This is a genomic window from Dyadobacter sandarakinus (assembly GCF_016894445.1).
Classification (GTDB): domain Bacteria; phylum Bacteroidota; class Bacteroidia; order Cytophagales; family Spirosomataceae; genus Dyadobacter; species Dyadobacter sandarakinus.
In genome coordinates this window covers 1,679,836-1,704,402 of the sequence record NZ_CP056775.1, presented here as the reverse complement: position 1 = coordinate 1,704,402, position 24,567 = coordinate 1,679,836, and the positions used below count along the sequence as shown (strand labels likewise).

At 53.2% G+C, this 24,567-nt stretch carries 18 protein-coding genes; 14 read left to right on the top strand and 4 right to left on the bottom strand.

Translation table 11 applies throughout. The annotated features are described in order from the left end of the window. Nucleotides 1-11: 11 nt before the first annotated feature. Nucleotides 12-1,043, bottom strand: a complete 1,032-nt coding sequence (locus tag HWI92_RS06725; protein WP_204661845.1) for an aldo/keto reductase — start codon at nucleotides 1,041-1,043, stop codon at nucleotides 12-14. Between the two features lie 79 nt (nucleotides 1,044-1,122). Between HWI92_RS06725 and HWI92_RS06720 the strand changes: the two genes are divergently transcribed. After that, nucleotides 1,123-1,314: a hypothetical protein gene (locus tag HWI92_RS06720; RefSeq protein WP_204661843.1), complete on the top strand. Its 192-nt coding sequence runs from the start codon at nucleotides 1,123-1,125 to the stop codon at nucleotides 1,312-1,314. A gap of 85 nt (nucleotides 1,315-1,399) precedes the next feature. Here the strand turns inward: HWI92_RS06720 and HWI92_RS06715 are convergent, their stop codons facing one another. From HWI92_RS06715 to HWI92_RS06705, 3 genes are all read right to left on the bottom strand, one after another. Beyond that, nucleotides 1,400-5,518, bottom strand: a complete 4,119-nt coding sequence (locus HWI92_RS06715; RefSeq protein ID WP_204661841.1) for an ATP-binding protein — start codon at nucleotides 5,516-5,518, stop codon at nucleotides 1,400-1,402. 6 nt (nucleotides 5,519-5,524) lie between these two features. Continuing rightward, nucleotides 5,525-5,926, bottom strand: coding sequence for a response regulator (locus HWI92_RS06710; RefSeq protein ID WP_204661839.1), 402 nt, complete (start codon nucleotides 5,924-5,926; stop codon nucleotides 5,525-5,527). Nucleotides 5,927-6,240: 314 nt separating this feature from the next. Then, a complete protein-coding gene (locus tag HWI92_RS06705; RefSeq protein WP_204661837.1) occupies nucleotides 6,241-7,149 on the bottom strand; it encodes an LEA/WHy family protein in 909 nt (302 codons plus the stop codon). A 398-nt stretch (nucleotides 7,150-7,547) separates the two neighbouring features. Here HWI92_RS06705 and HWI92_RS06700 point away from each other — a divergent pair, with 398 nt between their 5' ends. From HWI92_RS06700 to HWI92_RS06640, 13 genes are read left to right on the top strand one after another with little or no spacing between them, the layout of a single operon-like run. Next, the gene (locus HWI92_RS06700; protein ID WP_204661835.1) at nucleotides 7,548-8,126 is read left to right on the top strand and encodes a contractile injection system cap protein; all 579 of its coding nucleotides are present in this window, start codon (nucleotides 7,548-7,550) and stop codon (nucleotides 8,124-8,126) included. A gap of 29 nt (nucleotides 8,127-8,155) precedes the next feature. Next, a complete protein-coding gene (locus HWI92_RS06695) occupies nucleotides 8,156-9,253 on the top strand; it encodes a hypothetical protein (protein WP_204661833.1) in 1,098 nt (365 codons plus the stop codon). Between the two features lie 26 nt (nucleotides 9,254-9,279). Beyond that, on the top strand, nucleotides 9,280-11,028 hold the full coding sequence (locus HWI92_RS06690; RefSeq protein ID WP_204661831.1) for a phage tail sheath family protein: 1,749 nt from the start codon (nucleotides 9,280-9,282) through the stop codon (nucleotides 11,026-11,028). A 35-nt stretch (nucleotides 11,029-11,063) separates the two neighbouring features. Beyond that, nucleotides 11,064-11,537 carry a phage tail protein gene (locus HWI92_RS06685; RefSeq protein WP_204661829.1) on the top strand — a complete coding sequence of 158 codons (474 nt, stop codon included), beginning with the start codon at nucleotides 11,064-11,066 and terminating at the stop codon, nucleotides 11,535-11,537. Nucleotides 11,538-11,549: 12 nt separating this feature from the next. Next, complete coding sequence (locus HWI92_RS06680; protein WP_204661827.1) at nucleotides 11,550-12,005, top strand: phage tail protein; 456 nt, start codon at nucleotides 11,550-11,552, stop codon at nucleotides 12,003-12,005. Nucleotides 12,006-12,010: 5 nt separating this feature from the next. Beyond that, nucleotides 12,011-12,196: a hypothetical protein gene (locus HWI92_RS06675; protein WP_204661825.1), complete on the top strand. Its 186-nt coding sequence runs from the start codon at nucleotides 12,011-12,013 to the stop codon at nucleotides 12,194-12,196. 1 nt (nucleotide 12,197) lies between these two features. Next, nucleotides 12,198-12,959: a CIS tube protein gene (locus HWI92_RS06670; protein ID WP_204661824.1), complete on the top strand. Its 762-nt coding sequence runs from the start codon at nucleotides 12,198-12,200 to the stop codon at nucleotides 12,957-12,959. Between the two features lie 20 nt (nucleotides 12,960-12,979). Continuing rightward, the gene (vgrG, locus tag HWI92_RS06665) at nucleotides 12,980-14,752 is read left to right on the top strand and encodes a type VI secretion system tip protein VgrG (RefSeq protein ID WP_204661823.1); all 1,773 of its coding nucleotides are present in this window, start codon (nucleotides 12,980-12,982) and stop codon (nucleotides 14,750-14,752) included. Between the two features lie 42 nt (nucleotides 14,753-14,794). Continuing rightward, a complete protein-coding gene (locus HWI92_RS06660; protein WP_204661822.1) occupies nucleotides 14,795-15,088 on the top strand; it encodes a PAAR domain-containing contractile injection system baseplate protein in 294 nt (97 codons plus the stop codon). A gap of 15 nt (nucleotides 15,089-15,103) precedes the next feature. Next, nucleotides 15,104-15,541, top strand: coding sequence for a gp25 family contractile injection system sheath assembly initiator (locus HWI92_RS06655; protein WP_204661821.1), 438 nt, complete (start codon nucleotides 15,104-15,106; stop codon nucleotides 15,539-15,541). A gap of 12 nt (nucleotides 15,542-15,553) precedes the next feature. Further along, the gene (locus tag HWI92_RS06650; protein ID WP_204661820.1) at nucleotides 15,554-19,114 is read left to right on the top strand and encodes a baseplate J/gp47 family protein; all 3,561 of its coding nucleotides are present in this window, start codon (nucleotides 15,554-15,556) and stop codon (nucleotides 19,112-19,114) included. 18 nt (nucleotides 19,115-19,132) lie between these two features. Next, nucleotides 19,133-22,630 (top strand): hypothetical protein, encoded by a 3,498-nt coding sequence (locus HWI92_RS06645; protein ID WP_204661819.1) that lies wholly within the window; start codon nucleotides 19,133-19,135, stop codon nucleotides 22,628-22,630. After that, nucleotides 22,614-24,563 (top strand): hypothetical protein, encoded by a 1,950-nt coding sequence (locus HWI92_RS06640; protein WP_204661818.1) that lies wholly within the window; start codon nucleotides 22,614-22,616, stop codon nucleotides 24,561-24,563. Before HWI92_RS06645 ends, HWI92_RS06640 begins: the two co-directional genes overlap by 17 nt. Nucleotides 24,564-24,567: the final 4 nt, after the last annotated feature.

Genomic DNA, 24,567 nt, shown 5'->3' with positions numbered 1-24,567 from the left:
TTTTCGGGAATTTAATAAAATCCGGGCAGCGGGTTCAGCCGGGTATTCTGCCGCTGATGCCAGTACGGATAAACCGGGTCGCGATCACTTGCAGCATCCAGTTTTTTTACCTGTTCTAGGGTGAGGTTCCAGCCTGCAGCCCCGAGGTTCTGCCGCAGCTGCTCTTCATTTCTGGCGCCGATGATGATGTTGACCACCGTCGGGCGCTGCAGAAGCCAGTTGAGCGCAACCTGTGCTACGGACTTGCCCGTTTCTTCCGCTATCTCATCAAGCGCATCCACGATATTGTACAGCAGCTCGAAGTTCGTCGCCGGACCATGGGTCCCGCCCTGGTTCATCCGGTTGTCTTCCGGCAGCGGCTGCCCTCTCCGGAACTTCCCGCTCAGCCTGCCCGATGACAACGGACTCCATACGATTGTGCTCACATGCTGGTCAATGCCGGCGGGCATCAGCTCCCATTCAAACTCCCGGTCCAGCAGCGAGTAGTAAGCCTGATGGGCCACATACCTGGCCCAGCCATGTTTTTCCGAGATCGAAAGCGATTTCATCAGGTGCCAGCCCGAAAAGTTGGAGCAGGCGATGTACCGTACCTTTCCGGCCGTGATCAGGTCGTCGAGTGCGCGGAGGGTTTCCTCAACCGGGGTGTTGCCGTCGAACCCGTGCATATGGTAAATGTCGATATGGTCGGTGCCGAGGCGTTTGAGGCTGGCTTCGCAGGCGGTAATCAGGTGGTACCGGCCCGAGCCGAAATCATTGGCACCCTTACCCATCGGGAATGTGGCCTTGGTAGAAATGAGCACATCATTTCGCCGGCCCTGCAGCACCTTGCCAAGAATCTCTTCCGAAATCCCCTGTGAATATACGTTGGCGGTGTCAAACAGGTTAACACCTTCTTCCAGACAAATATCAACAAGTTTGCGTGCTTCGTCCAGCTGGGTGTCGCCCCATGCTTTGAAAAATGCATTGCCACCGCCAAAGGTAGCGGTACCGAAACTAAGAACGGGAATATGCAGCCCGGATGCTCCCAATTGTCTGTGTTCCATAAGCAGACTTTATAATTATTACAGTATTTGAAATTAAAACAGCTTTATTAATTTAGTAGTTAAAAACCTCATAAATCAGATGATCGCCAAAGTTTTTACTTTTCTTTTACTCGTCGTAACCAACATTTCCTTGTACTATTTTGCGGTCCAGCTCGAACCTCAGGTCGATTACCGGATCCTGTTTATCCTGGTTCGTGCCATGCTGGTGACCAGCTTGCTCATGCAGGTACTCACTGCTACCGGCTTCATGAAGGAAGAAAAACTCTGGTAGCCGGGCAGGATGGATCCTGGCAGTGCCATGCAGGTGTTTGTATAAAAAAATGATCCAGCCTCTTGTTTAAGGCTGGATCGGCATGTCAGGCGGGGAGCCAGATATGGAATGTAGCCCCGCTGCCAGGCTCCGATTCTGCGGCAATGAAGCCTTCATGCTGCTCTATGATCTTTTTCACAATGCTCAGACCGATTCCTGTGCCTGAGTACTCGTGCTTGCCGTGCAGCCGCTGAAAAAGCGTAAAGATTTTCTCACTGAACTCGGGTTCAAAGCCGATCCCATTGTCTTTGAACACCATATGCATGTACGCCTTCCCGGCATCCATGCCTCCCGCCGCAGGAATGCTTTCTCCCGGAACCTTTTCCCATACAATGCTGATAACGGGATCACGCTGCGTGAATTTCAGCGAGTTACTGATGAGATTTGAAAACAGCTGGCTCATTCTGAATGCATTGGCGCGAACAACCGGCAGCTGGTCATACTCTATCGTTGCATTTTTTTCCTGGATCAGCAGTTCAAAGTCTGTCCTCACATCTTCCAGCACCCTGTTCAGGTCGACCTCTGCAAATTCGTCGCCCGTATTTGACAGCCGGCTGTATTCCAGTACAGAGTGAATGAGCTCGCTCATGCGTTCCGCTGAGGAGTAGATCTTGGTGAAATACCGCTCCGTGGCTCCTCTGTCGTCCGGGCTCTTCTGGATAAGGTTGATAAAAGTCTGGATCTTCCGGAGCGGCTCCTGCAGGTCGTGACTGGCAATGTAGTTGAAGGATTCCAGTTCGCGGTTTGCTTTTACGAGATCCAGGGTACGCTGCTGAATCTTTTTCTCAAGGTCATCGGTAAACATCTTCTGGTCGTGAATGTCCGTGTATGTACCGATCCAGTTGCGGATTTCACCTTCTTCATTGCGCATGGGCACACCCTGCCCATAATGCCAGCGGTAATCGCCATGCCGGTTTTTAAGCCGCACTTCTACCCGGAAAATGTTACCCGTGCGCAGGCTTTCCTGCCAGACGTCTACCACATGCTGCTGCTCGTCGGGATGGATCAGGCGTGCCACTACGTTCCCTTCATACAGTATCATTCCGCTGTATTCCAGCCACTGGCGGGAAGCAAACTGCAGCGTTCCGTCTTTGTCGGTCATCCAAACCAGCTGCGGCAGCGTTTCGGTCAGCATCCGGAACTTCTCTTCGCTTTCTTCGATCACGCGCCGGGAGCGGACTTCCTCCGTAATGTCGGTAGCCATCACCGTAATGCCCGAAATCCGGTTCTCGATGTCGAAAATAGGCTGGTAAACGTAGTTGTAGTAAAAGTCCTGCGCTACCCCTTTTATCAGGATCGAAGCCTTTTCTTCATTTCCATAGTACAGTTTCCCCGTACGGTATACCTGTTCCAGCAATGTTGGAAAAGGCTGTCCCCTGAGTTCAGGAAGAACTTCCAGCAGCGTTTTTCCAACAATTTGCTCGGTTTTGTCCCACGACCGGAGCAGGGGAGGGTTTACAAAGGAAATGCGCATTTCGGCACCGCGCAGGATCAGGAATATATTGGGGGATTCGAGCAGCACGCTGCGGAATTGCTTCTCGCTGGCCTCTATCCGTTTCATCGCCTCCACCTGTGCCGTAGTGTCAACCATATGCACCATGATCTCACTGACCTGCTCATCCGCGTCACGGATCGGGTAGATCAGCACATCATAGTAAATGGCCGCAGCCAGTCCGGTATGTACGGGTTCAAACGCGAGCTCACGACAGGTAAATGGTTTGCCGGTTGTATATACCTGGCGATACAATGCATTGAGGTCCAGTTTTTTGTCTTTAAATGCCTCTTTGAGCCGGGCGCCCATCATGGTAAGCTGGGTAGTTCCTGATATGTTGCGGAACAATGCATTGGCCATCGTGTACCTGAAACCGGGACATTCCACCAGCGCTACCCCGGCGGGCATTTGCATGAGGTAGCTTTCGAGCTTTTTCTGGATATGCCTGTGTGCGCCTGCAATCCTCAGCTGGGCCTTGATCCGCGCAATAAGTTCATTGGCCGAAAACGGTTTGATCAGGTAATCGTCCGCCCCGATCTCGTACCCTTCGATCTTGGATTCTTCACCGGCGCGCGCGGTAATGAGGATCATGGGAATGCTGGCGGTGGCCGGATTATCCTTGATGCGCCTCAGCAGCTCAATACCATCCATTTCGGGCATCATAATGTCACTGAGAATCAGTGAAGGCTGGAATTCCGCAATGACTTTGAGGGCTTCCACACCATTCCCTGCCGTCCGGGTCTGGTAGCGGCGGCCGATCAGCGACTGCACATGCTGCCGCATGTCGGCATTGTCGTCCACGATGAGGATTGTTTCCGCCGAAGCCATTTCGCTGCTCACCGGCGCGGGTAGCTGTTGCGTGTCCGCATGCTGGTCCAGCAGGCTGGAAGCTTCTTCGATATAAAATGCAGATACGATGTCGTCAAAACCAGGATCCTCCTCAAAAGCCTGCTGCGGCCTGATGTGGCTCTTGCCAACCGGAAGTTTTACAATAAACGTGCTGCCTTTTTCTGATGTACTTTCCACGGTAATACTTCCTTCATGCAGCTGCACCAGCTCCTTGATCAGCGACAAGCCGATACCCGTACCCTCGAAGGTCCTGCCGGCCGTATTCTGAATGCGGTGAAAGCGCTCAAACATTTTGGGCAGCTCTTTCGCCGGGATCCCGACGCCGGTATCGGTAACCCGCACCACAGCCTGCCCGTGCTCTGACGAGACTGTTATTGTAATGGAGCCTTCGAGCGTGTATTTGAATGCATTTGAAAGCAGGTTGAAGATGATCTTTTCCCACATCTGCCGGTCAATGTACACGGGCGAAGGATTATCAACTACATGCACCACCAGCTTTAAACCCGCCTTCTCCACTACCGACCGGAAGTTGGCGGCCAGGTTGGAGGTATAATCGGCCAGGTCCGTCAGTACAAACGATGCCCGGATCCTGCCGCTTTCGATCCGGCTGAAATCCAGGAGCGTGTTCACAAGTTTGAGCAGGCGCAATGCATTACGGTGTGTTACTTCCAGCTTTTCGTGGGCGGCGGATTGTACGTCCTGGTCGTTCAGGAGCTCTTCCAGCGGCCCGAGCATGAGCATAAGCGGCGTGCGGAACTCGTGGCTGACATTTGTAAAAAACAAGGTCTTTGCCTTATCGAGCTCTTCCAGCATCTTCGCGCGCTTTCGCTCTTCCTCATAGGCCAGCGCATTGTTCACGCCCAGCGATATCTGGTCGGCCACCAGCTGTATGAAGTTCCGGTAAGCATCATCAAACTTCCGGTAAGGGTTTAGCCCTACGGTGAGCACCGCAAGCGGGTATTTTTTATTTCCTGATTTAATCGGAATGTCCACATAATGCCATGGCTGCACGTCCCATACTCCTTTGGGCAGATCCTTCCAGCGGTGGTTGCCCGTCGATTCCACGATGCGGTTTCCCAGCACCGCCTTGCTCATGGTCTCAGCCGCCGTATCCGGGTTTTGCAGGTTGATCACCGGGGGCAGGGCAGGATGGTCTTCAATAATGCCGGATGCCGCAGCCATGCGGGCCTCCGTACCTTCTTTGTCTATCTTGTAAATGATGGCCAGCGGAAAGTCACGTGGGTTGCTGCCCAGTGCCCACACGGCCTGCTCGTATATTTCCTTTTCATTCTTCTTTTGCGCCAGCGTATCCAGCTGCTGCATGGTCCGTAGCAGACGCTCATTGACAATGCGGTCGGTATCGGCCGTGTTGTAGCAGATAATGCCTGCCGGCCGCCCGCCTTCGTCCAGGACCGGCGTGTATGAAAAGGTATAATACGTTTCTTCCGGAAATCCGCTGCGCTCCATGATCAGGAGCTGCGACTCCACGTAAGTACCCTCGTCGGTAGTCATCGCTTTGGTCAGCAGCGGCTCAATATCCCTCCATATGTCCTTCCAGACCACCGATGCCGGCTGGCCCAAAGCAATCGGGTGCTTGCCGCGCACAATATCGATGTAAGCATCATTATAGAGCTTGATCAGCTGACTGCCCCAGCCGATCCAAATGGGCTGTTTGGAACTGAGCATAATCCGTACGCAGGTCCGGAGGCTCTGCGGCCAGTGTTCCGGAATTCCCAGGGGCGTAGCTTCCCAGTCGAAGCTGCGGATGCGGTCTCCCATTTCGCCACCCCCGGCCAGAAATTCCAGCGAGGTACCGTTATTCATATTCATTTACAAAGAGGAGGCAAGATTTTGAATGATGTTTATAAATGCCGTTTTCAGCTCGTCCATGTTGGCTTGCTTTTGTATAAACCCCGTAGCACCCAGGCTTATGCACTGTTCTATAATGTTTTTTTCCGCAGAGGTGGAAAGCATGTAAACAGGCGTATCGGGAAGGTGAGGCTGTGATTTCAGGCGGGTAAGCAGTTCAATGCCATTCATTTTAGGCATATTGATGTCCACAAATATCAGGTGCGGGTTCACGCTTCCATTTGCCAGTTTGTCAAGCGCATGCAGGCCGTTATTGGCGAATGTACACGAAACCCTGTCATCAGCACCTTCAAAAATGAGCGAGAAAATCTCCTGATCGTCGATGTCATCGTCCACTATGAAGACCTGAATAAGAGATTGCATTATGTTATTGATTTACTTAGCAAACTAAACAAAACTATGTAGAACTCACAAGAATCCGCACCGAATTGCACAGGCCGACAGGTTCCGCACAGGCTGGGCCTTTGTTCCCGAAATGATTGGATCTGATAATCAGCTTTGCGCGAAAATAGTCCTACTAAAAAATGCGGGTAGCACACGTAAAACTAGTTCTATTCACGTACCTTGTGCAGGTTCTTGAATTCCTGTGTAATGACAGTCGGTTTCGGGAACGAAGTCATATGGTTATAGTCCCGGTGTACTGCGCCGGGACTATTTTTTTGTTGGAAGAAACGGATTTACTCGGCTACGTGGAGCAGCTCGTCCATGGTACCTTTTACAGTAGTTCGGATGTTGCTGTTGTTGAGCATTTCATTATCCGAAAGAACCAGTGCTTTGAACACCGTGTTGAAGTGCGTGTCCTTCTTATTGGTGAGCAGCTCCCAGCCGGCTTTCAGAAACTTGCGCTCTTTTACCTCGCAATGTACTTTAATGGTCCTGGACGATCTGGGTTCGAGGCTGATGGTGGCGGGTTGCAGCACGCCTTCCATTTGCAGGGCATCCTCCATCGCAAAATGAAATGCCGCATCCCGCATTTTGATCGCAAACTGATTGGGATTAAAGAGCTGCAATGTGACATCGACACCCTTGTTTTTGAGGTCAAATGCGTGAATATCCACATCCTTGATGTCGATTTTGGGAATGCGGATAGCGGGTAGTTTTTTCGTCAGGTGTAATTTGATCAGCTTTTCGCCCGCCACAGGTACGTCTGTCTCGAACGATGCCCTGAGTCCGTAATCCGCACTGTCCGTTTTTGCCTTGTCAAAATGTTTAAGCAGTCCGACAAGGTTATGTTTCAGCACCTGCATGGGGATGGTGAGCGTGGTACTGTCTCCCGATTTGAGTACCAGCGGCTTTTGATACACATCCTCAATGATTTTTACGGAATCTATATAAATCTGATAATCAACTTGTTTTGCGCTCAGTTGCATAGGCAGCCGGTTATGGACAGTCACCTTGCTGGTGAGTTTGATGCGGTCATCGTCAATGTCCGTGATGCTGAGATTGGCCAGGCTCAGGTCGGGGGTGAGCGCCTCGGTTACTTCCTGCTTCACGGGACCGGGATGTTGCCCGCGCCACCAGAGCCAGAGTACTGCGGCAGCGGCCAGCAGGACGAGTAGTATGATCAGCCATTTTCTGTTTTTCATTTTTTCTGCAAATATGGTGTTAGGCGGCGCTTGCTACTATATTCGTGCCGGATTGAAAAGGGCGCATAAGCCGCTTAATAACAACACAATCCTTTCACTTTTTTTTGACAAATGTTCTGTTACCTTTGGTTTGCTGTAACACGACGCCCACTTTCGCGGAATAGAAAAATTGCCAAGTACAGGACATTCTGTCCGACTTTCTACCTGACTCTGCTACATAAAGTTTTCACAAAAAAAAACCACATATTTCTGAGCATCGATTGGATCTGCTTTTCAGAGATGGTTTGTTAAAACGACCGGGGAACCAGCCCCTGTCATTGCGGTGAGCCGGCCTCGAGCCGCTCCGGAATTTACACTTTTGAGGTACAGCATTACTTTTCAAGATACCGGATGTAATCATGCTGGAAAATTGTCTGAAAGAAATCGTTACGCGTTTCAACGACTTTGCCCTGCTGCCCAAGACTGTGCTCAACGGTGGCGGCATACTGGAAACGCTGGTGCTGGCCGACATCGCCAGGCATGAAAAACAGCAGGAATCCGATGATTCCATGCAGGACAAGCTGGTGCTCACGCTCATCAGTCTGGAAGAGGAAAACAGTTTGAAAAATAACTACCCGGTACACCAGGAACAATCCGTGAGCATGTACCAGAAGCCGGCGCTGCACCTGAACCTATACCTGCTGTTTTCGGCCAATTTCAAACTGTATGCGGAGGCATTGAAACACCTCGGGCTGGTTCTTCAGTTTTTTCAGGCCCAGCAGCACATGAGCTATACCGACGAGTTCAGCAACACGCACAAGCTCACTTTTACGATACACAACATTGGTTTTGAGAACCTGCATAATCTCTGGACAGTGCTGGGCGGACATTCGATGCCGTCGGTGCTGTATAAAGCCAGGCTCCTGTACGTACAGCAGTCACCGTTGAACGGTGCCGACGTAATTACGAACATCGACAGTGTCGAACATCTTAACTGAGTAAGGTAAAACCCTTAAATGACTTGTTTATGCTGCACATTGCATACCGGCTTTTGTGTTCAATCGGATTTGCACACAGCTATTATCAAAACGGGCGGAGCCGTGACTTCACGCTGGTTCCTGCGGCCGGATGCGTACCGGTCCTGGAAAGCTTCGGACTGGTGCTGAGGCAAGCCGGAGACCAGGTGCTGATTCTGCAGAAAATGGAGGAGGGGCAGCCTGAGGTTCCCATCAGCAAACCCGTTTGCCTGTCCTTTAAAGTGCTGCTGAATAATCCATTGCTTGGAAATGTAAGCCGGTTTTCGTGGAGTAACGGTACCGGAGTGTCGCCGGGCACACGCAGGTTTTACCTGACCAATGCAAACCTTACCGACGGTTCGCTCAGGGCTGGTCTTACCAAAGAAGCGGCACTGTCTGATGCGGATGTGCTCCCACCTTTGCGCCCGGAGCGGTTTACACTGGATGTGGCAGCCTGGCCGGGCGAGATTCTGATCGAGAAGTTTGTAGGTGGAGCAGGCTGGAAAGTACTTTCGGCACTTGCCGCCATACCCGGGGCCGACAGTCTTGAAGTAAACCTGCCCGCTCCCGGCTTGTACCGCCTGCCCGCTGCGCTGGTACCCGGAGGACCGGAGTTTTATGCCAGTGACGAAGCCGGCAGCAGTGAACCCTTTTTCGGGATTGTTGATCTCTGCCTGGATGACAGTGTTGAAGCAGGTACACAGTACGTGACGTATATAGCTTATCGTGAGCTTGCGTGGCATTATGTATTGATCGATGTAAAAAACAAGAAAGTACCTTATGGAACCGGCGACGATATCCGCATTTCGTACAGCCGTCACGTAAGTGATGTGGTATCTCCTGCCCAGGTGGAATTTACCCGCTTGTCCGAAGCCGAGCTGGATGCCGGGCTTAAAGCGACGATCGATAAGATCCGGAACAGCAATGCCGATTCTGTACAGGATGTATTTGTATTCGGCAGCACCGTTCCGATCCCCATACTTGAACATCGTCCGCCTACGATCGCGCTGGGGATCAGCGGAAACACCAGCTATGCAAAATTGCCCGTACCCGATATTTCAACCGTACGGATACGCGGCGACCAGTCGCTCATATTTTACAATATCTGAATCCTTAAACTTTAAAATACCTGATTATGGCTGCATTACCAGATACCCGGATGCCCGGCGTGTTTACGGTGGAAGTACCCACCATACCCCCATCGATAGGAGTGGTGCCCAGTGCCGTGCCATGCTTCATCGGCTATACCGAATTTGCGAGTAAAAACGGGGAGGATGTCTTGCTCAAACCGGTGCGTATCCGTAACCTCCGGGAGTACGAAAACTATTTTGGCACAGCCCCCGCCCAGGCAATCAGTGTCGATCTGCTCGAAATTGTCGATGATCTTCAAACGGCTACCAGCATCCGCACCGATGTGCGGGTACAGCCGGCCGACGATTTTAAGTTCAAAATGTATTATGCCATGAAGCTTTACTATGCCAATGGCGGCGGACCCGGCTATATTATTTCTGTCGGGAATTATGAGGATGATACCGTAGCGGCTGCTGATCTTCAGAAAGGTGTTGACGCTGCCCGGCTGGCCAAAGATGTCACCATACTGTCCTTCCCTGACGCGGGTAAAAACCTCAACGACGATGATCATTATGGCACCCTGATCCCATACACCCTCAAACATTGTATGAAAATGGTGAACCGGATCGTAGTGGTGGATGTGGATGATAAAAATACCGACATCAGTTACATTGGCGATAATTTCAGGACGAAGATACCCAAGGATATCAGCCTGAAATACGGCGGTGCCTACTATCCGTTTCTGCAGACAACAATAGATTACCGTTTTGACCCTGCCGGGGTGACCATTGCCTCACACCACGCATTCACCTCTGCGCTGCTGCTCAAACAGCAGGCAATTACCCAGCTGAGCGTACAGGCAAAAGGCTATTCGGAAGCGAAGGATGTTGCGGCGGCCAGTACGGCGGCCGACCTTGGAGCCCTTCGCAAGGAGGTTGAAGATGCATTGCGCAAAAAAGCTTTACCGGTTCCCGCAGAAGTCACGGCCGCGTTAAAAAAGCCGGGTGCTACCCTGGATACTGCAAAGGCTGACATTAAAAAAGCATTCGATGACTTCGATACTGCTAAAAATACCAGAACTGGCGAATTTGAAGCTGCTCAGAAGGAGATTGACGACCAGTTGCCGGCAGGCAGACTTCTGCCCGCAGGTAGCAAAATGGGCGATCTGGAAAGTTCAAATAATCTGATGTTCAACAAAATACGTGAGGCAATCAATGCAGTACCGGTGATCCTGCCACCCAGCCCGGCCATCGCCGGACTGATGGTACAGACAGACGCTACCCAGGGTGTCTGGAAAGCACCGGCCAATGTCGGACTGGCTGCGGTCATTGCCCCAACCGTGGAGATCGACGACGACTTCCATGCCGACCTGAACGTGGATGCCGGTTCGGGCAAGTCGGTGAATGCGATCCGCACCTATGAGGGAAAAGGAATCCTGGTCTTCGGAGCGCGCACGCTCACCGGCAACGATCTGGAGTGGCGGTATATTTCTGTCCGCCGCACATTCAATTTCATCGAAGATTCGGTCGCAAGGGCCATGCAGGACTTTGTTTTTGCACCCAATACCCGCGATAGCTGGATCAAGGTGAAGGCTATGATCAGCAACTTTCTGATTGAGATATGGAAATCCGGCGGATTGTTTGGTAACACCATGAACGAGGCATTTCAGGTAAATGTAGGGCTGCCCGAAACCATGACCGACGTGGACATTCTGGAAGGACGGATGATCGTCGAGATCAAGCTCCGGGTCGCCCGGCCGGCTGAATTCATCATCCTGCGCTATGAGCACAAGTTCCAGGCCAATGCTGCCTAGGGTTTAATCGAAAACCACCATAAATATTCACTACCATGCCAGACATATTTTATCCTATACCCAAATTTCGCTTCAAGGTGAAGTGGGATTCGCTTTCCCGGGAAACCGAGATCGGTTTTACCGAAGTGACCGGGCTGGACTACCAGGTTGATGTGATCGAGTACCGCGATGGCATTGATCCCAATCTGTCCAAAAGAAAAATCGCAGGCCACCGGAAGTTCAGTAATGTGGTACTTAAACGGGGCGTGTTCAAGGGCGTGAGGGACTTTTACGACTGGATTGACGGAGGGGATAAAGCCAATGAAAAATCGCTGGTAAAAAGAAAAGACTACCGCCGCACAGTCACAGTCACCCTGATGGACGAGGCAGCTGTGGAGGTTGTATCCTGGAACCTGCAGAATGCCTTCCCGACCAAGGTACAGTTCAGCGACATGAAGGCCGACGGCAACGAGGTATCTATTGAAACCATCGAGCTTGCGCACGAAGGTGTGACTGTCTCGTACCACTAAATACCCCTAAAAATGGCCTTTTACCCGCCTGTCGGATTTTATTTCAAGGTCAGCATCGACGGCTTTCCCGAAGCTGAGGCGGATTTCCAGGAAGTGGCCGGGCTGGTTATGATGCTGGAAACGCTGGCACTCCGGGAAGGAGGAGAAAACCGGTTTACGCACCAGCTGCCCCTGCGTACCAGCTCGGATAAGCTGGTGCTGAAAAGGGGTTTTAAGGTCAGTTCGGCATTGCATGACTGGTGCAGCCAGGCGATCGGCGAGTTTTCGTTCAGTCCCAAAGACCTGGATATTTTCCTGCTGGACCCTGCCTTGCCGGACTCATTGCACAACCCGCTGGTAGCCTGGCACGTGGTGCATGCCTATCCTGTAAAGTGGTCGGTTTCGCCCTTCAATGCCATGAACAATGAGCTGGTGATCGAGAGCGTGGAGCTGCAGTACCATTATTTTACCAAATCATTCCCCGCATAAAAGCCATGTTCTACATCATTGAAATGACCGTACATGCCAGCTTTACCGACAGGCGCAGCTATGGCGAAACCCAGGGCGGTCAGGACACAACGGAACCCGATCCGGATGCATTGCGTGCTTTGGAAGACCGCATTACCGAGTCAGTAGTACGGAAAGTGATGAGCACGATTGAACGCCAAAAAGAACGCTGAAATGGAAAAAGCATACGTTAACAAGCTTCGGATCACATCCGTGCGCATTGACTTCAGCTCTCCGCTGGCCGCTGCGAGCAGTATAGCCCAGAGCCTTGCGGGCGGCATTTTTGAGCTGCCGATCAATCCGGAACAGTACCAGCGTCAGTTTAAGATCCGCTATCTCAATCCTTCTGAGATCGGCGGGTCCAAGAAAAAGGCCGAGGCGCAGTTCAGCTCGGTGGAGCCTGAGGTACTTGACCTGAAATTTACCATCGACGGTACCGGCATTGTGCCCATTCCCAAGCAGGCGATTGATGCTGTATCACAGGCATTTGCAGCAATGGACGGCGACGCCCAGGTAGCATTTGTGACGGCCAAGCTGGCCCAGCTCGAACTGGTCGTATATGGCATTCAGGATGAGTCGCACCGGCCGCCTTTTATCATTCTCAACTGGGGGAAGCTCGTATTTGTAGGTACCCTGCTCGAAATGAACCAGAACTACACGCTTTTTCATTCGTCGGGTCTCCCGCTGCGGGTGGATGTAAACCTGAAAATTCAGCAGTTTATCCTGCCGGCCGCCGCTGCTGCCGCTATGTCGCTGCTCTCGCCTGATCTTACCCGGCAGCGGGAGGTAAAAGCGAGCGACACGCTGCTCAACCTTTGCACGACGATCTACGAAGAACCGGATTATTATCTGGAAGTGGCGCGCATCAATGGGCTTACCAACTTCCGGAAACTCAAACCAGGCTCTGCACTGCTTTTTCCCCCGGTAGGAGACTGAATCATTTATTAAAACTTATTATGACCGGCCTGCCATCAAATCCAATTTCCGGCAATGCGACTGACGCGCCCACCCACAACGTAGCCGTGACCCTCCGCATGGATGGTAAGGATGCGACCCAGAACCCGGGCGGGCTGATGGCGCTCTCCGTTTACCGTGAAGTAAACAGAATCCCCTACGCCCGCCTCCATTTGTCCGACGGGAAGGTAGAAAAGGGTACGTTTCCTAAAAGCGGCTCAACGGTCTTTGTCCCGGGTAGAACTGCCGAAATACTGCTGGGTTACCAGAATAAGGTCGAAAGTGTGTTCAAGGGTATTGTCGTGCGGCATGGGGTCAGTGCGCTGCACGGGCGGGCATCCATGCTCGAACTCGTATGTCATGACCCGGCCGTCAAAATGACCCTGGTGCGCCGGAGTTGTTATTTTTATGATAAAACGGATCAGCAGATCTTCAAGGAGGTGATCGGTACGTATGCAGACCAGGGAATTACGGCTGGGAAGCTGGACCCGACTGCATATGTACACCCCGAGATGGTCCAGTACCACTGCACCGACTGGGATTTTCTGGTGATGCGTGCCGAGGCAAACGGGCTGGTGGTGATTTGTGAAGACGGAAAGATCAGCATCATATCGCCCCAGCCTGCTTCAAAAGCTGATTTTACAGCAACCTGGGGTGACGATATCATTGACTTTGAGGCTGAAATGGATGTCCGTACGCACTTTCCCGATGTGGAAACCGGAAGCTGGAATGCTGCGGAGCAGAAGCTTGTGTCGGAAAAAGGCGGGAGTAACCCGGGTTCGCCAGGTTCCGCCACTGCCGGGATCGGCAATGCACTATCGGCCGCGGCCAGTGTGGCAGGCATCGACCTGGGCATTGAAGACGCTACTCACCAGTTTCCGGATGTACTCTATAAAAAACAGACGCCTGCATTCTTCCATGGCGGTGACCGGTCTACCCAAGAGCTCAGCGCCTGGGCAGCGGCCGGTAAAAAGCGCGGTGAGCTCTCGCAGGTGCGCGGCAAGGTGAAGGTGCGCGGACGGTATTTTACATTGATGAAAACAATAGAGATCAAGCGGGTGGCGGGCAGGTTCAACGGCAAGCACCTGGTTACAGGTTTGCTGCACCAGGTATTTGAAGGTACCTGGCAAACGGACGTCCAGTTTGGTCTCAGCACGCAAACGCTGGCCCAGTCGGCCCCGGAAATCGCCCTCCCGGAGGCAGCAGGACTGCTGCCGCCCATTCAGGGCCTGCACATAGGCGTGGTAACAGCTGTGAGCGGCGACAAGCTTCCGGGCGACCATCGCGTCAGGGTGATGGTGCCGGTTATTTCCGGTCAGCCGTCCCATGCACAGGGCGTATGGGCGCGCGTGGCGGCAGTTACGGCCGGAGAGAAGCGCGGCTTTAATTTTCGTCCTGAAAAAGATGATGAGGTGATCCTCGGATTCATTAACAACGACCCGAACGACGCCATTGTACTCGGCTCATTGTACAGCAAGAAACATCCCGCACCTGTCCCGGCCTCTGAAAAGAATGCGCAGAAAGGTATTTACACAAAAGGTAAAATGCAGCTCGTATTCGATGACGAAGAAAAAAGCATCCTGCTGAAAACGGACCAGGGATACTCCATCCTGCTCAGCGAAAAAGACGGGATGATCGAGATACGGGACAAGAACAAGAACGCTGTCAAACTTTCGTCTGCGGGAATCGACTTGTCCAGCACATCCGGTATCTCGATTAAGGCCACCGGGAATGTATCTATTCAGGGTAAGCAGGTGCGGATCAACGATCCATAGTATCAAAACGATTGGAATTCCATAACACTAATCATCATCACCATGCAGGCTGCCAGAATGAACGATGCCCATCAATGTCCCGCTCCGCTGGAATCGGGTACCGGCACCCATGTCGGCGGGATAATCCAGGTAGCAGCGCCCAAAACGGTTTTTATCAACGGCCTCATGGCTGCAACCGCTACCGACATCTGTGTATGCCCGGGCAGTCCCAACAGCATTGCGAAGGGCTCCGCATCGGTTTTTTTCAATGGAAAGCCTGCTGCACGCAAAGGGGATCCCACCGTGCATGGCGGTAAAGTTGCCGGCGGCTCTTCCAATGTTTCGATTGGCAGTTAAAACAAAATTTTGCAAATGGAAAATACACCATTGTTTCCGTCAGCCGACCGGAAAAGCTTCCTGGGTACCGGCTGGGCATTTCCGCCTCAGTTTTCACTGGCTACCTGCGCGCCCGTCATGGTATCAGACGAAGAAGATATCTGGCAAAGTCTTCAGATCTTGTTCAGTACCAGCCTGCGTGAGCGCCGCATCACACCGGATTATGGCTGTAATCTGGAAGAATTTGTATTTGCGCCCATGAATGTATCGCTGCTTTCCCTGCTGGAAGAGATGATCAGGGAGGGTATCCAGCTGCATGAGGCGCGCATCAGACTGGAACGTGTCGCAATCACACCCAATGACTTCGAAGGCCGCCTGGATATCAGCGTCACCTACATCGTGCGCAGTACCAACACCCGCTTCAACAAGGTATATCCCTTCTATTACCAGGAGGGTACCAACGTGGCATTTTAACCGATCAGGCCCATGTCTTATCCGCAACCTACCATTCACCCGCTCGAACGCACGGGTACCATGCAGCGCGAGCGGCTGCTCAAAGCCCTCATCCCGGACAACCTGCTGCTGGACGACCGCAGCCTGGCCGATCTGGTGGCCTTTGCGGGATCATTTTCCGGGCAGGTACGCTACTGGAACGAGTATAACCAGCCCGATGGCAGCTGGACGCCATTCTGGGAGCACGATGCCACGGCCCTGCTCGCCCTGGTGTCCGCTACCGACCTCGATCAGATTCAGGTGAAGTTCCGGAATGCAGAGCTTGCGTTTGTGCGGGCTTGTAAAGCCGAAAAAAGGAAAGAGGGAGTGCCACAATGCGAAAAAGCATTGACCAAACTGCACAAGCTGGTCGCACAGATCCGCGACGTAGCTGCCCTCATTGAAGAGATCGCCGGAAAATTGCCCGGCAATCATCCGCTGAAAACAGAGGCAGCCGCCCTCATCAGGGACAAGCTGGGTGTGGCGGATAAGAACGGAACCAGGTTGTACGACGGTCCGCTCGCCACCCTTGTCAGTTACCACAAAGGCATTGGCGAGCATACCGGACTGATTGAACTGTACCAGCCATTTTTTGATGATGAGGCACTGTGGGGCCTTACCGTGCATGATTTTCTCAATTGTATCGACTACCGTCAGATAACCCATCAGGATCAGGAAGCATTGTGGCGCCTGTTTCTGGAGTTTTTCAAAGTGCTAACTTTTATCGTGGGACGGGCCGGAAAGGCTTTTCATCAGTCACTTCACGGGCGCAGCGACCATCCGCCGCACATTGCGCTTTTTCTGGCTTTTGCATTGCTTTTCAGGCGGTACCACCAGGCGGCGCTCAATGGGCTGGCGGCGAGGCACCTGAACTACTATTATCTGGATATCCTGCGGCTCCAGCAGCGGCGCGAGATTCCGGATAAGGTACATCTGGTATTTCAGCTGGTGCAGCAGGCGGATTCGTACAAGATCGAAAAAGATACCCTTTTTACAGGCGGGCAGGATGTAAACGGGAATGACCTGCTGTACAAGCTCGCCGACGAGCTGGTCATCAGCCAGGCAGCCCTGGTGGAAAAGCAGAATCTGGGTTTTTACAAAGATGAAAGCGGCAGCATCATATCCGTAGCCATGCGCGGAGCCGATAAGCGTGATGGCCTGCAGGAAGCTTATCCTCCAAAAATAAAAAGCTGGGCACCGCTTACCGGTGAAAGTTTATACAAAAAATATGAAAAGAAAGGGCACCTCATCAAAAACCTGCTGGGCGAATCGACCTCCCGCTCACCGGAACTGGAAGAAGTCAGGGAAAAGATCGGCCGCATCATGGGTCACCCCGGCTTCTTTATTGCGTCACCGGAACTCTGGCTGGCCCAGGGTGGGAAGCGCACGATCCGGATCAATGGAATAACATCCAAAATAACCGAGCTTTTTGACGTCTTTCTGAGCACCAGTGAGCAAATGGTGGATATCGGTCGTTATGCGGCCATTCGGGGGGAGGATGTCACCTTTACACTGCCGGAACAATTGCCCGACATCATGCCCGTACAGAATGATCCGTGGGTACCGGCAGACCTGCCGTGCCTGCAGTTTACACTCCGGTCTTTTGTCAGCCGCACGGATGCCGCGGAGCTCCGTTTTGATCGTATTACGCTGCAAACCGCCAATACTTTACTGAAAAATGTGAGTATACAGGTCGGCAGTACACCTTACGCACCATCGTCCGACATCCCGATGGCTGGCTCACCCTCTGCCGACACCAGGTACACCCTGTATGTCATAGCGCCTGAGCTGACTTTCAAGAAAGTAAAAAAACCGGTGCTCGTCCTGCCCTCGCTACGGGAAGATCACGGGATGATCGCTGTGGATCCGGTGGAGGAAAAAGAGATTTACCATCCCGGCAAGCCCGAATACATCCATTTTGCGGACATGCGCCTCAGTGAGCCGGTACCTTACACTGTGGCTACCCCTTACAGCTATTTTAAAAAAGAGTATACCCTGGCTGCATCCGGCGAAGGTCCGCTGAAAATGGTATCCCTGCCCGCAGAGAGCATAGCGGTCAGCTACCAGTCGGAGCCGGTGGAAGTGACTTTTGGGGATAGTAATGCGCTGCACAGGTTTTACCACATCGACGACCTTGGCGGCTATGCGGATGCCAGAGAGGAAACATTTATCCCCGCACAAAATATACCAGGCCCCGATGAGCCGCTGCGTGCTGATCCGGCGACTGTAACGCTGCCCGCCGACGGAAACCTGCGGCTGGGTTTTGAAGACCTGCTGCCCGGCCAGACACTCTCCTTATTGTTTCACTTCGCGGATGGTTCCGGCAACCCCGACCATATTGCACCAGAGGAAGTTGTATGGTCCTATCTTCGGAATGATGAGTGGGTCCGGGTTCCTCCCCGGTTTATTCTGCTGGATGAAACTCTCCGGCTGTGCAAGACGGGAATTGTACGGTTTCAGGTACCCTCTGATATCAACAATGGAAATACCCTCGCCATGGGGGAAGGAGGGCGTAAAGACCTGTACTGGTTACAGGCCTCTGCCCGCAACAACCCCCGACGCAACATTTACGTCAGTGCCATGCCACACCTGGTCGACATTTTCCCGCAGGCTGCTACCGCTGTTTTTGAAAATCACCGCAATGATCTCGGGCACCTGCCAGCCGGCCTGCCAGCGGGCAGCATTACAGAGCCCCGGTTTCGTGATGCGGGGATTTCACAGGTCATACAGCCATTTGCATCATTCGACGGCCGCCTGGGTGAGTCGGCGGATGTAACCTCGTACTACCGCCGCATACAGGAGCGCCTGCGGCATCGCAATCGGGCCGTTACGATCTGGGATTATGAGCGCCTGCTCCTCGAAAAATTTCCGAAAGTGGCCCTGGCCAAATGTCTCCCGCACACGCGCGATACTGCTGTGGAAGCTGCGGGATATGTGACCCTGGCCGTAGTACCCTATCCGGGTGCCATGACCGGTGATGGGTGTTATTATCCTGTTTTCAATGCGGGAGAACTTGAAGAAATGGAAGATTTTCTAAACCGGTTCAACAGCTTTTTCGTGAGCGGAAAGGGAGGGGGTACCAGCTGCTGCTGTGGTTGTGAGGAAGATAAAAGCCGGCTTCTGGTGCGCAATGCAATGTTTGAGCCCGTGCGTTTGCAGGTTTGCGTCAAATTCAGAAAGGGGCGCGAAGCGCTTTTTTATAAAAAGCAGCTGAACAATGACCTGAAGGATTTCCTGGCCCCATGGGCTACCGACACGCAGGCTCCGCTGGTATTTGGTACCCGCATTTACAGCGTTGAGCTGCTGCGGTTTCTTGAAAACCTCGACTATGTTGACGCGGTGCTCGGCATGAAGGTCAAACATTTTCCCGACAGGGATTCGGCTGGCTTGTACGAGCAACTGGTACCGTTTGAAGAAGCGGAACGCATTGAGCCTTTTACTTCGCGCTCCCTGCTGACTACCTACCTCGATATACTGAATGAAGACAATGCCAATGTACTCGACCACGAGATCCTGCTGGCGGGTGAACCCGGTTGCATGGACTGCGGGTGCTGATCTTAAATTTTTAACAAAATGGCTACATCACTTACAGTACCGCGTATCCTCAGCTACCCGCCGGCAATGGACTACCAGTTGCTGCGGCGGGAGGGGCTTACCCACCTCGAAAGACTTGGCTCGGCGAACTGGACCGATTTCAACACCCATGACCCGGGCATTACCATGCTCGAAGTACTCTGCTATGGCCTCACCGACCTGGGCTACCGGGCCGAGCTGCCGGATGCCGACCTGTTTGCCGCCGGAGCTGGCCAGAAGTCGTTTTTTACAGCTGCCGAGAGCCTGCCTAATGCAGCCGTCACCGCAACGGATTTCCGCAAATTGCTGATTGACATCGAGGGCGTCAAAAATGCCTGGCTTAAAGCAGGCGGCAGGGAAAAAGTATCCGTTCAGCTCAATTTGGCCGCACGGATAGAAGTACCCTTGTCGGGGCGTCTCGGCGAGTACGTTGCGGCATTCGCACCAGATGTGCGCGCCCTGCCCGCCTTATCGTTCCGGCAGGGTGCAGACAGTCCCTGGGCAACAATAGTGGCGCTTGAACATGCAGGGGCAGGGCTGAAAATCTTTAAAAAAGACCTGGAAACGCTGGATAGTGCAGGCATCCGGGCCAGCATTACTGGATTGGTCGACGAGCTTGCGCGCTTTCCCGAAAGTACCACGGCCGGTGAAATCATTGCCATTTTAAACCGGATTGATGAGGATGCAGAGGAAGGTGAGATCCGCAAGCTCCTGGACGAGGCGGGCTGCGAGCTGGACCTGAACGATGCCATATCCGGCTTTTTTGAAGATGGTCTTGCTCCTGATGCCGTGCCTGCCGGGACGCAGTGGAAGGCGCTGGTGCTCTACCTGATCGAAGCGCACTTTGCGGCCATTGAAAAGTGGGCCCGCAAACAGTTCGGTCCCGGATTCTTTCCCCCGGCCTCTCCGGGCTTTTTGGAGCAGCTGCGGCAGCTTCATCAGGAACTCTCGACTTATTGGGCACAACCGGAGGGGCAGCGGGGTGAGTTGCTTTCCTGGGATGGTTTTGCAGCGATGAGCGTGGTACAGAATGAATTCAAAAAGGCTTTTGTACTGCCTTTTCTTTTCGGGATCTTGTTTAAAAACAGTTTGCTGGTGGCCGAAAATGAGGACGACATGGTTTCGCTGTTTGTACCCCGGGGAGTTTACAGGGTGTACATTCAGCCGGAAGAGGGTTACCAGCATCAGGCAGAAGAACTCAGGCAGAAGGCCCTCGGCGTACTCCACGCCAGCCGTGCACTGGGCGAAGACTTTGATCCCGCGATCCGCATTATTGAAAATGTGGGGATGGGCCTGGAAGCCGTGATCGAAATAGTGCCCGGTGCGGATCTTGCGGAGGTATATGCAGCTCTGCGCTATGCTGTGGACGACTTTCTTTCACCTGCTGTGACCATGTACAGCCTGCAGGAGATGATGGACCAATATGCCACATACACGTTCAGTGATCATGTTTTTGAAACACTATCCGATACAAATCTGCCGGCTGCGCTGCTTACCGCCCTGGAACCGCTCCGCAACCAGCTCCTCATCGGCAGTGTTTCGCTGGATGCAGCCCTTGCGGCCCTGCTTACTTCGTCGGAGCTGGAAGAATATGGCAGTATGCTGCACTCAGCTGTTGCGGTTGCTTACGAGGCGGGTGAGGTGTTCCAGGGACCCCTGCTTACCCATGGTTTTATCGAAGATGCTGCGCTGGAAAATGCAGGATGGCGCAGGACTGTGTACTTGTCCGACCTGTTTCAGGTCATGTCCGCTGTACCTGGTGTGGTGCGTGTACAAAAGCTGGTGATGAACCGGTGCGGAGACGAGCATCCTGTACGCACACCCTGGTGCCTGCACTTTGACTGCGACTGCCAGCCTGCGGTGGATTGGGAAGGAGATTGTTCGCAGATCCGTTTTACCAAAGGCGGCCGGGCAGTGACACCCGGCGAGTCACTGTTGTGGGAGGTGCAGGATCGCCTGCAGCAGCTGCGGGCAAAAAATGCAAAAATCGACCGCTCCGGCGCGCTGGATTTGCCGCTGCCCGCAGGCAGGCGCCGCGATGATCTTGCGGAGTATACCAGCGTACAGGAGGAGTTTCCGCGCACCTACCACGTAGGCCGCGAAGGCATTGCTTCGGGTGAACCTGCATTGCGGAAGGCGCAGGTGAAGCAGCTGAAAGGATTTTTACTCGTTTTTGATCAGCTGATGGCCAACTACCTGTCGCAGCTCACACAGGTAAGTGAAGCGCTTTCCATTCAAAAAACCGGTGAGCCTTTGCAAGCCTACCAGGCACTTTATGATATTCCTTTTGTAAAAACACTTTTTACTGCGCTCGACCCTGACGCAAGCTGGGACAACTTCCGGAGTGATCCCGGTAATGCATACATGCGGTCGCTTGACAAGCTCGTGAATGGTAGTGCTGTGAATGTGCAGCTGAGACAAAACCAGCTGCTGGACCACCTGCTGGCACGTTTCGGAGAATCGTTTATGGAAGATGTACTGTCCATGTTCGACATTGAACGCCCGCTTGAAGCAGGGAGTGAGGACGGACTGAAAGACTGGCTTGCTGATAAGCAAAGGATGCTCGAAAACATCCCGCTCCTGGCCGGCAGAAGGGGATGTGCATTCAACTACCGGGCGCCGCGGGAGGCAGGCAATACGCATTTCTGGGATTCGGAAAACGTGGAGGGCTTCCGGCGCCGTGTGCTGGCACAGCTCGGTGTAAGCAACTGGCGACGTGGTACCATCAGTTTTATGCCCAGGTTTACACTGGATACCCGCCTCGAAATGGCAGGCAAGGCCAGGCGCTACCGTTTTGGGATCAAACCTGAGGAAGGCAGCGCGGGATTCTGGCTGCTGAGCCGTGCCTTGTTCAGCCAGCTTGAAAATGCTGAGAAGGAAGCCGATAAATTTCTGTCCCAGGCAACCGGTACAGACCACTACGGCATCGTGCGGGATGATGAGCAACGGTTTGTGGTCGGGTTCTGGAAAAATCAGTTCTCAGACCCGGCGGGTACTTTCATTCCCCAGGTGGAAAATGCATGGCTCCTGTCCGAAAGATTTGACAATGAAGAAGATGCAGGCGCATTGCTCCGCAAGATCACCGAAACCACCGGCGACCAGGCAGGAAGTGACAACTTTCATGTGGTAGAGCATATCCTGCTGCGCCCGCTTGATAAAGACTACCTGGTACTGCTGCCGGATGTCCTGCAAACCGGGTTTGAAAGTGCGGACGCGTATTCTTTCCAGGTTACCATTGTCGTGCCGTCGTGGGCGGAGCGGTTCAGGGAGCCTGCGCGGTATGCATACTTTCAGCAGCTTGTACGCCAGGAACTTCCCGCGCACATCCATCCGCGCTTTGTGAGCCTTGGCCGGGCCGCCATGGTCCGGTTTGAAGAAGATATGTACACCTGGCTCAGCCTGCTTTCCGATCCTTCCGCCGAGCGTTTCGAACTCCGGAAGGCAGCCAATACGATGATCAGCCTTTTAAACCAATACGAATATGACAGCTTCAACTGACCGGCAGCGGGCAGACGTATGCCTGCAAGGGTACGGGATCGTATGCGGCCTCACGGTACAGGTTAATGCCAATTGTGACGTGCAGCTTGGCGGCGGTACGGCCATCGTCAGGGACGGAACAGTGATAACCGCAGCAAAGCAGGCATACAGCTACTACCTGAAAGAGCCCGACGCTGAGATACAGGCCTATTTCCCTCATCAATGGGACGAGCAGAAACGGGTAAACCGTACTGTATTGCAGCTGGTACCTGCCGGCCATTTCGACGGCCGCCTCATGGACTCCCTTAAACAGCAAAATCCGCGCGATCTGCCGACCCGTAATCTGCTCGATGATAAGATTGCGGTCATGCTCGTGTCCAAAGCGGATAGTGCCCGGCGCTGGTTCCTGCTGGTCAGTCCGGCGGTGCTGGCGGAAAAGGACGGCACATTGCAGCAGGCGCTGAAAAAACCGGTAAGTGCCGAAGCCGGCACGGTGGGAAGAGGCATATTCGGAAGGCCAGGTGCTGGCAAACCTGTCTTGTCCGCCGAAACCATTCTGCGGGCACAGTACCCGCATTTACAGTTGAAAAAACCGGTACTACCCAGGTTCGGATACAAGCAACTTGCCATAGCGGATCCCGGGCAGCCCTTCGGAACAGACAATTTTACAAATCCCTTTTCCAGGATCACGCTCTTCAAAGACATTTTTGGAGAATATAAAGCCATTCTCGATGACTTTATTCCGGAGTTCTGCGAAGCGCTGGAAAAACTGCACGAGCTATATGCCGCGGTGCTCACGCACAAAGGCGAGCCGTACCTGGCCCGGTACCGGCGGCTGCTGGCTGAGAAATGGCAGGTTTTTCTGGCGGAGGGCGAGTGCCTTTTTTACATACAATATTTTTACGACTGGCTTTCGGACCTCGTCAAAGCTTATGAAGAGCTATGCAGCAAGCTCGTGACCCTGCAAAGTGAATGCCTGTGCGATGGCGGTACCAATGATCAGAAAGATGTTTACTGGTTGCTGCGCCTCGGCCCGGTGCTGGGAGGGAGGTCGTCGTACGCGCCTGTGATTTTCAGGGATTATTTCAAACCCGCGCCAATCAACGGAGCGCAGGCCGACCAGGAAAATGAGGCACGTTTCCTGCACTGGCGCCTGCTGATGATGATCTGGACCTTTGACCTGCCGCAGCTCAGGCTCGACCAGAAAGTGCTGGTAAAAGGCCGCTACATAATTCCGGCACAGGAATTTGCAGACGCACAAGACTTTTTTGAAGAACAAGACAGTGACCGGAACGGGGTCACAGACCTGGAAGATCTGCCGCTGAAACTGACGCCCGGGCAAACGCCCGATCAGCCGCTGGACAGGCAGGCGATTCCCTACTATTATCCCCTGGATGCAGACAGCCCGTACTCGCTGCATAACTTCTGGAACTACGGGGCCATGTTGCGGGCAGAGACCCGGTACCTGAAATCGTACAATGCATTTGACGGGGAAGACAGTTACAGTCATCTGAAAAGTACGCTGTTTCCGCTCGCATTTTCCCTGAGAAACGATCCCTATGTGCGCGCAGAAGGGCATATCGGCAAAAAAGCATTGATTGACCAGGCCGCCGGAACAGTCACTCCTGACTGGACCCCGATTGCGGAAAAGTACAACATAGCTACGGGGTTCGTGTGTATGCCGGTATCTCAATTAAAAACCTGGCTCGCTCAGCAAACAGCACGCCTAGCCGTGAGTGCAGGCGCGCCGTACACTGTGTCGAGCGTGGTGGCGGCTGTGGAGCATTCCGGCGGCTTTGAACAGGGCCAGGTGCTGGTGATGGTGTACGTAGATGCGGCCGGAGGTGAGCAGATCGAGCTCAGCGAGTGTAAAAAAGATGAGGCACCGGAAGTTCCGCAGTTCGCCATTGTGGCTGACTTCACCATGCCGGCTACCGCAAACCTTAAATCCTGACGGC

Excerpts from the sequence above, each read along its gene's own strand:
- HWI92_RS06675 (WP_204661825.1), top strand. The coding sequence starts at position 12,011 with ATGTTCTACATCATTGAAATGACCGTACATGCCAGCTTTACCGACAGG.
- HWI92_RS06715 (WP_204661841.1), bottom strand. The coding sequence starts at position 5,518 with ATGAATAACGGTACCTCGCTGGAATTTCTGGCCGGGGGTGGCGAAATG.
- HWI92_RS06705 (WP_204661837.1), bottom strand. The coding sequence starts at position 7,149 with ATGAAAAACAGAAAATGGCTGATCATACTACTCGTCCTGCTGGCCGCT.
- HWI92_RS06725 (WP_204661845.1), bottom strand. The coding sequence starts at position 1,043 with ATGGAACACAGACAATTGGGAGCATCCGGGCTGCATATTCCCGTTCTT.
- HWI92_RS06645 (WP_204661819.1), top strand. The coding sequence starts at position 19,133 with ATGGCTACATCACTTACAGTACCGCGTATCCTCAGCTACCCGCCGGCA.
- HWI92_RS06680 (WP_204661827.1), top strand. The coding sequence starts at position 11,550 with ATGGCCTTTTACCCGCCTGTCGGATTTTATTTCAAGGTCAGCATCGAC.
- HWI92_RS06685 (WP_204661829.1), top strand. The coding sequence starts at position 11,064 with ATGCCAGACATATTTTATCCTATACCCAAATTTCGCTTCAAGGTGAAG.
- HWI92_RS06655 (WP_204661821.1), top strand. The coding sequence starts at position 15,104 with ATGGAAAATACACCATTGTTTCCGTCAGCCGACCGGAAAAGCTTCCTG.
- HWI92_RS06640 (WP_204661818.1), top strand. The coding sequence starts at position 22,614 with ATGACAGCTTCAACTGACCGGCAGCGGGCAGACGTATGCCTGCAAGGG.
- HWI92_RS06695 (WP_204661833.1), top strand. The coding sequence starts at position 8,156 with ATGCTGCACATTGCATACCGGCTTTTGTGTTCAATCGGATTTGCACAC.
- HWI92_RS06650 (WP_204661820.1), top strand. The coding sequence starts at position 15,554 with ATGTCTTATCCGCAACCTACCATTCACCCGCTCGAACGCACGGGTACC.
- HWI92_RS06690 (WP_204661831.1), top strand. The coding sequence starts at position 9,280 with ATGGCTGCATTACCAGATACCCGGATGCCCGGCGTGTTTACGGTGGAA.
- HWI92_RS06670 (WP_204661824.1), top strand. The coding sequence starts at position 12,198 with ATGGAAAAAGCATACGTTAACAAGCTTCGGATCACATCCGTGCGCATT.
- HWI92_RS06660 (WP_204661822.1), top strand. The coding sequence starts at position 14,795 with ATGCAGGCTGCCAGAATGAACGATGCCCATCAATGTCCCGCTCCGCTG.
- HWI92_RS06700 (WP_204661835.1), top strand. The coding sequence starts at position 7,548 with ATGCTGGAAAATTGTCTGAAAGAAATCGTTACGCGTTTCAACGACTTT.
- HWI92_RS06720 (WP_204661843.1), top strand. The coding sequence starts at position 1,123 with ATGATCGCCAAAGTTTTTACTTTTCTTTTACTCGTCGTAACCAACATT.
- vgrG (WP_204661823.1), top strand. The coding sequence starts at position 12,980 with ATGACCGGCCTGCCATCAAATCCAATTTCCGGCAATGCGACTGACGCG.
- HWI92_RS06710 (WP_204661839.1), bottom strand. The coding sequence starts at position 5,926 with ATGCAATCTCTTATTCAGGTCTTCATAGTGGACGATGACATCGACGAT.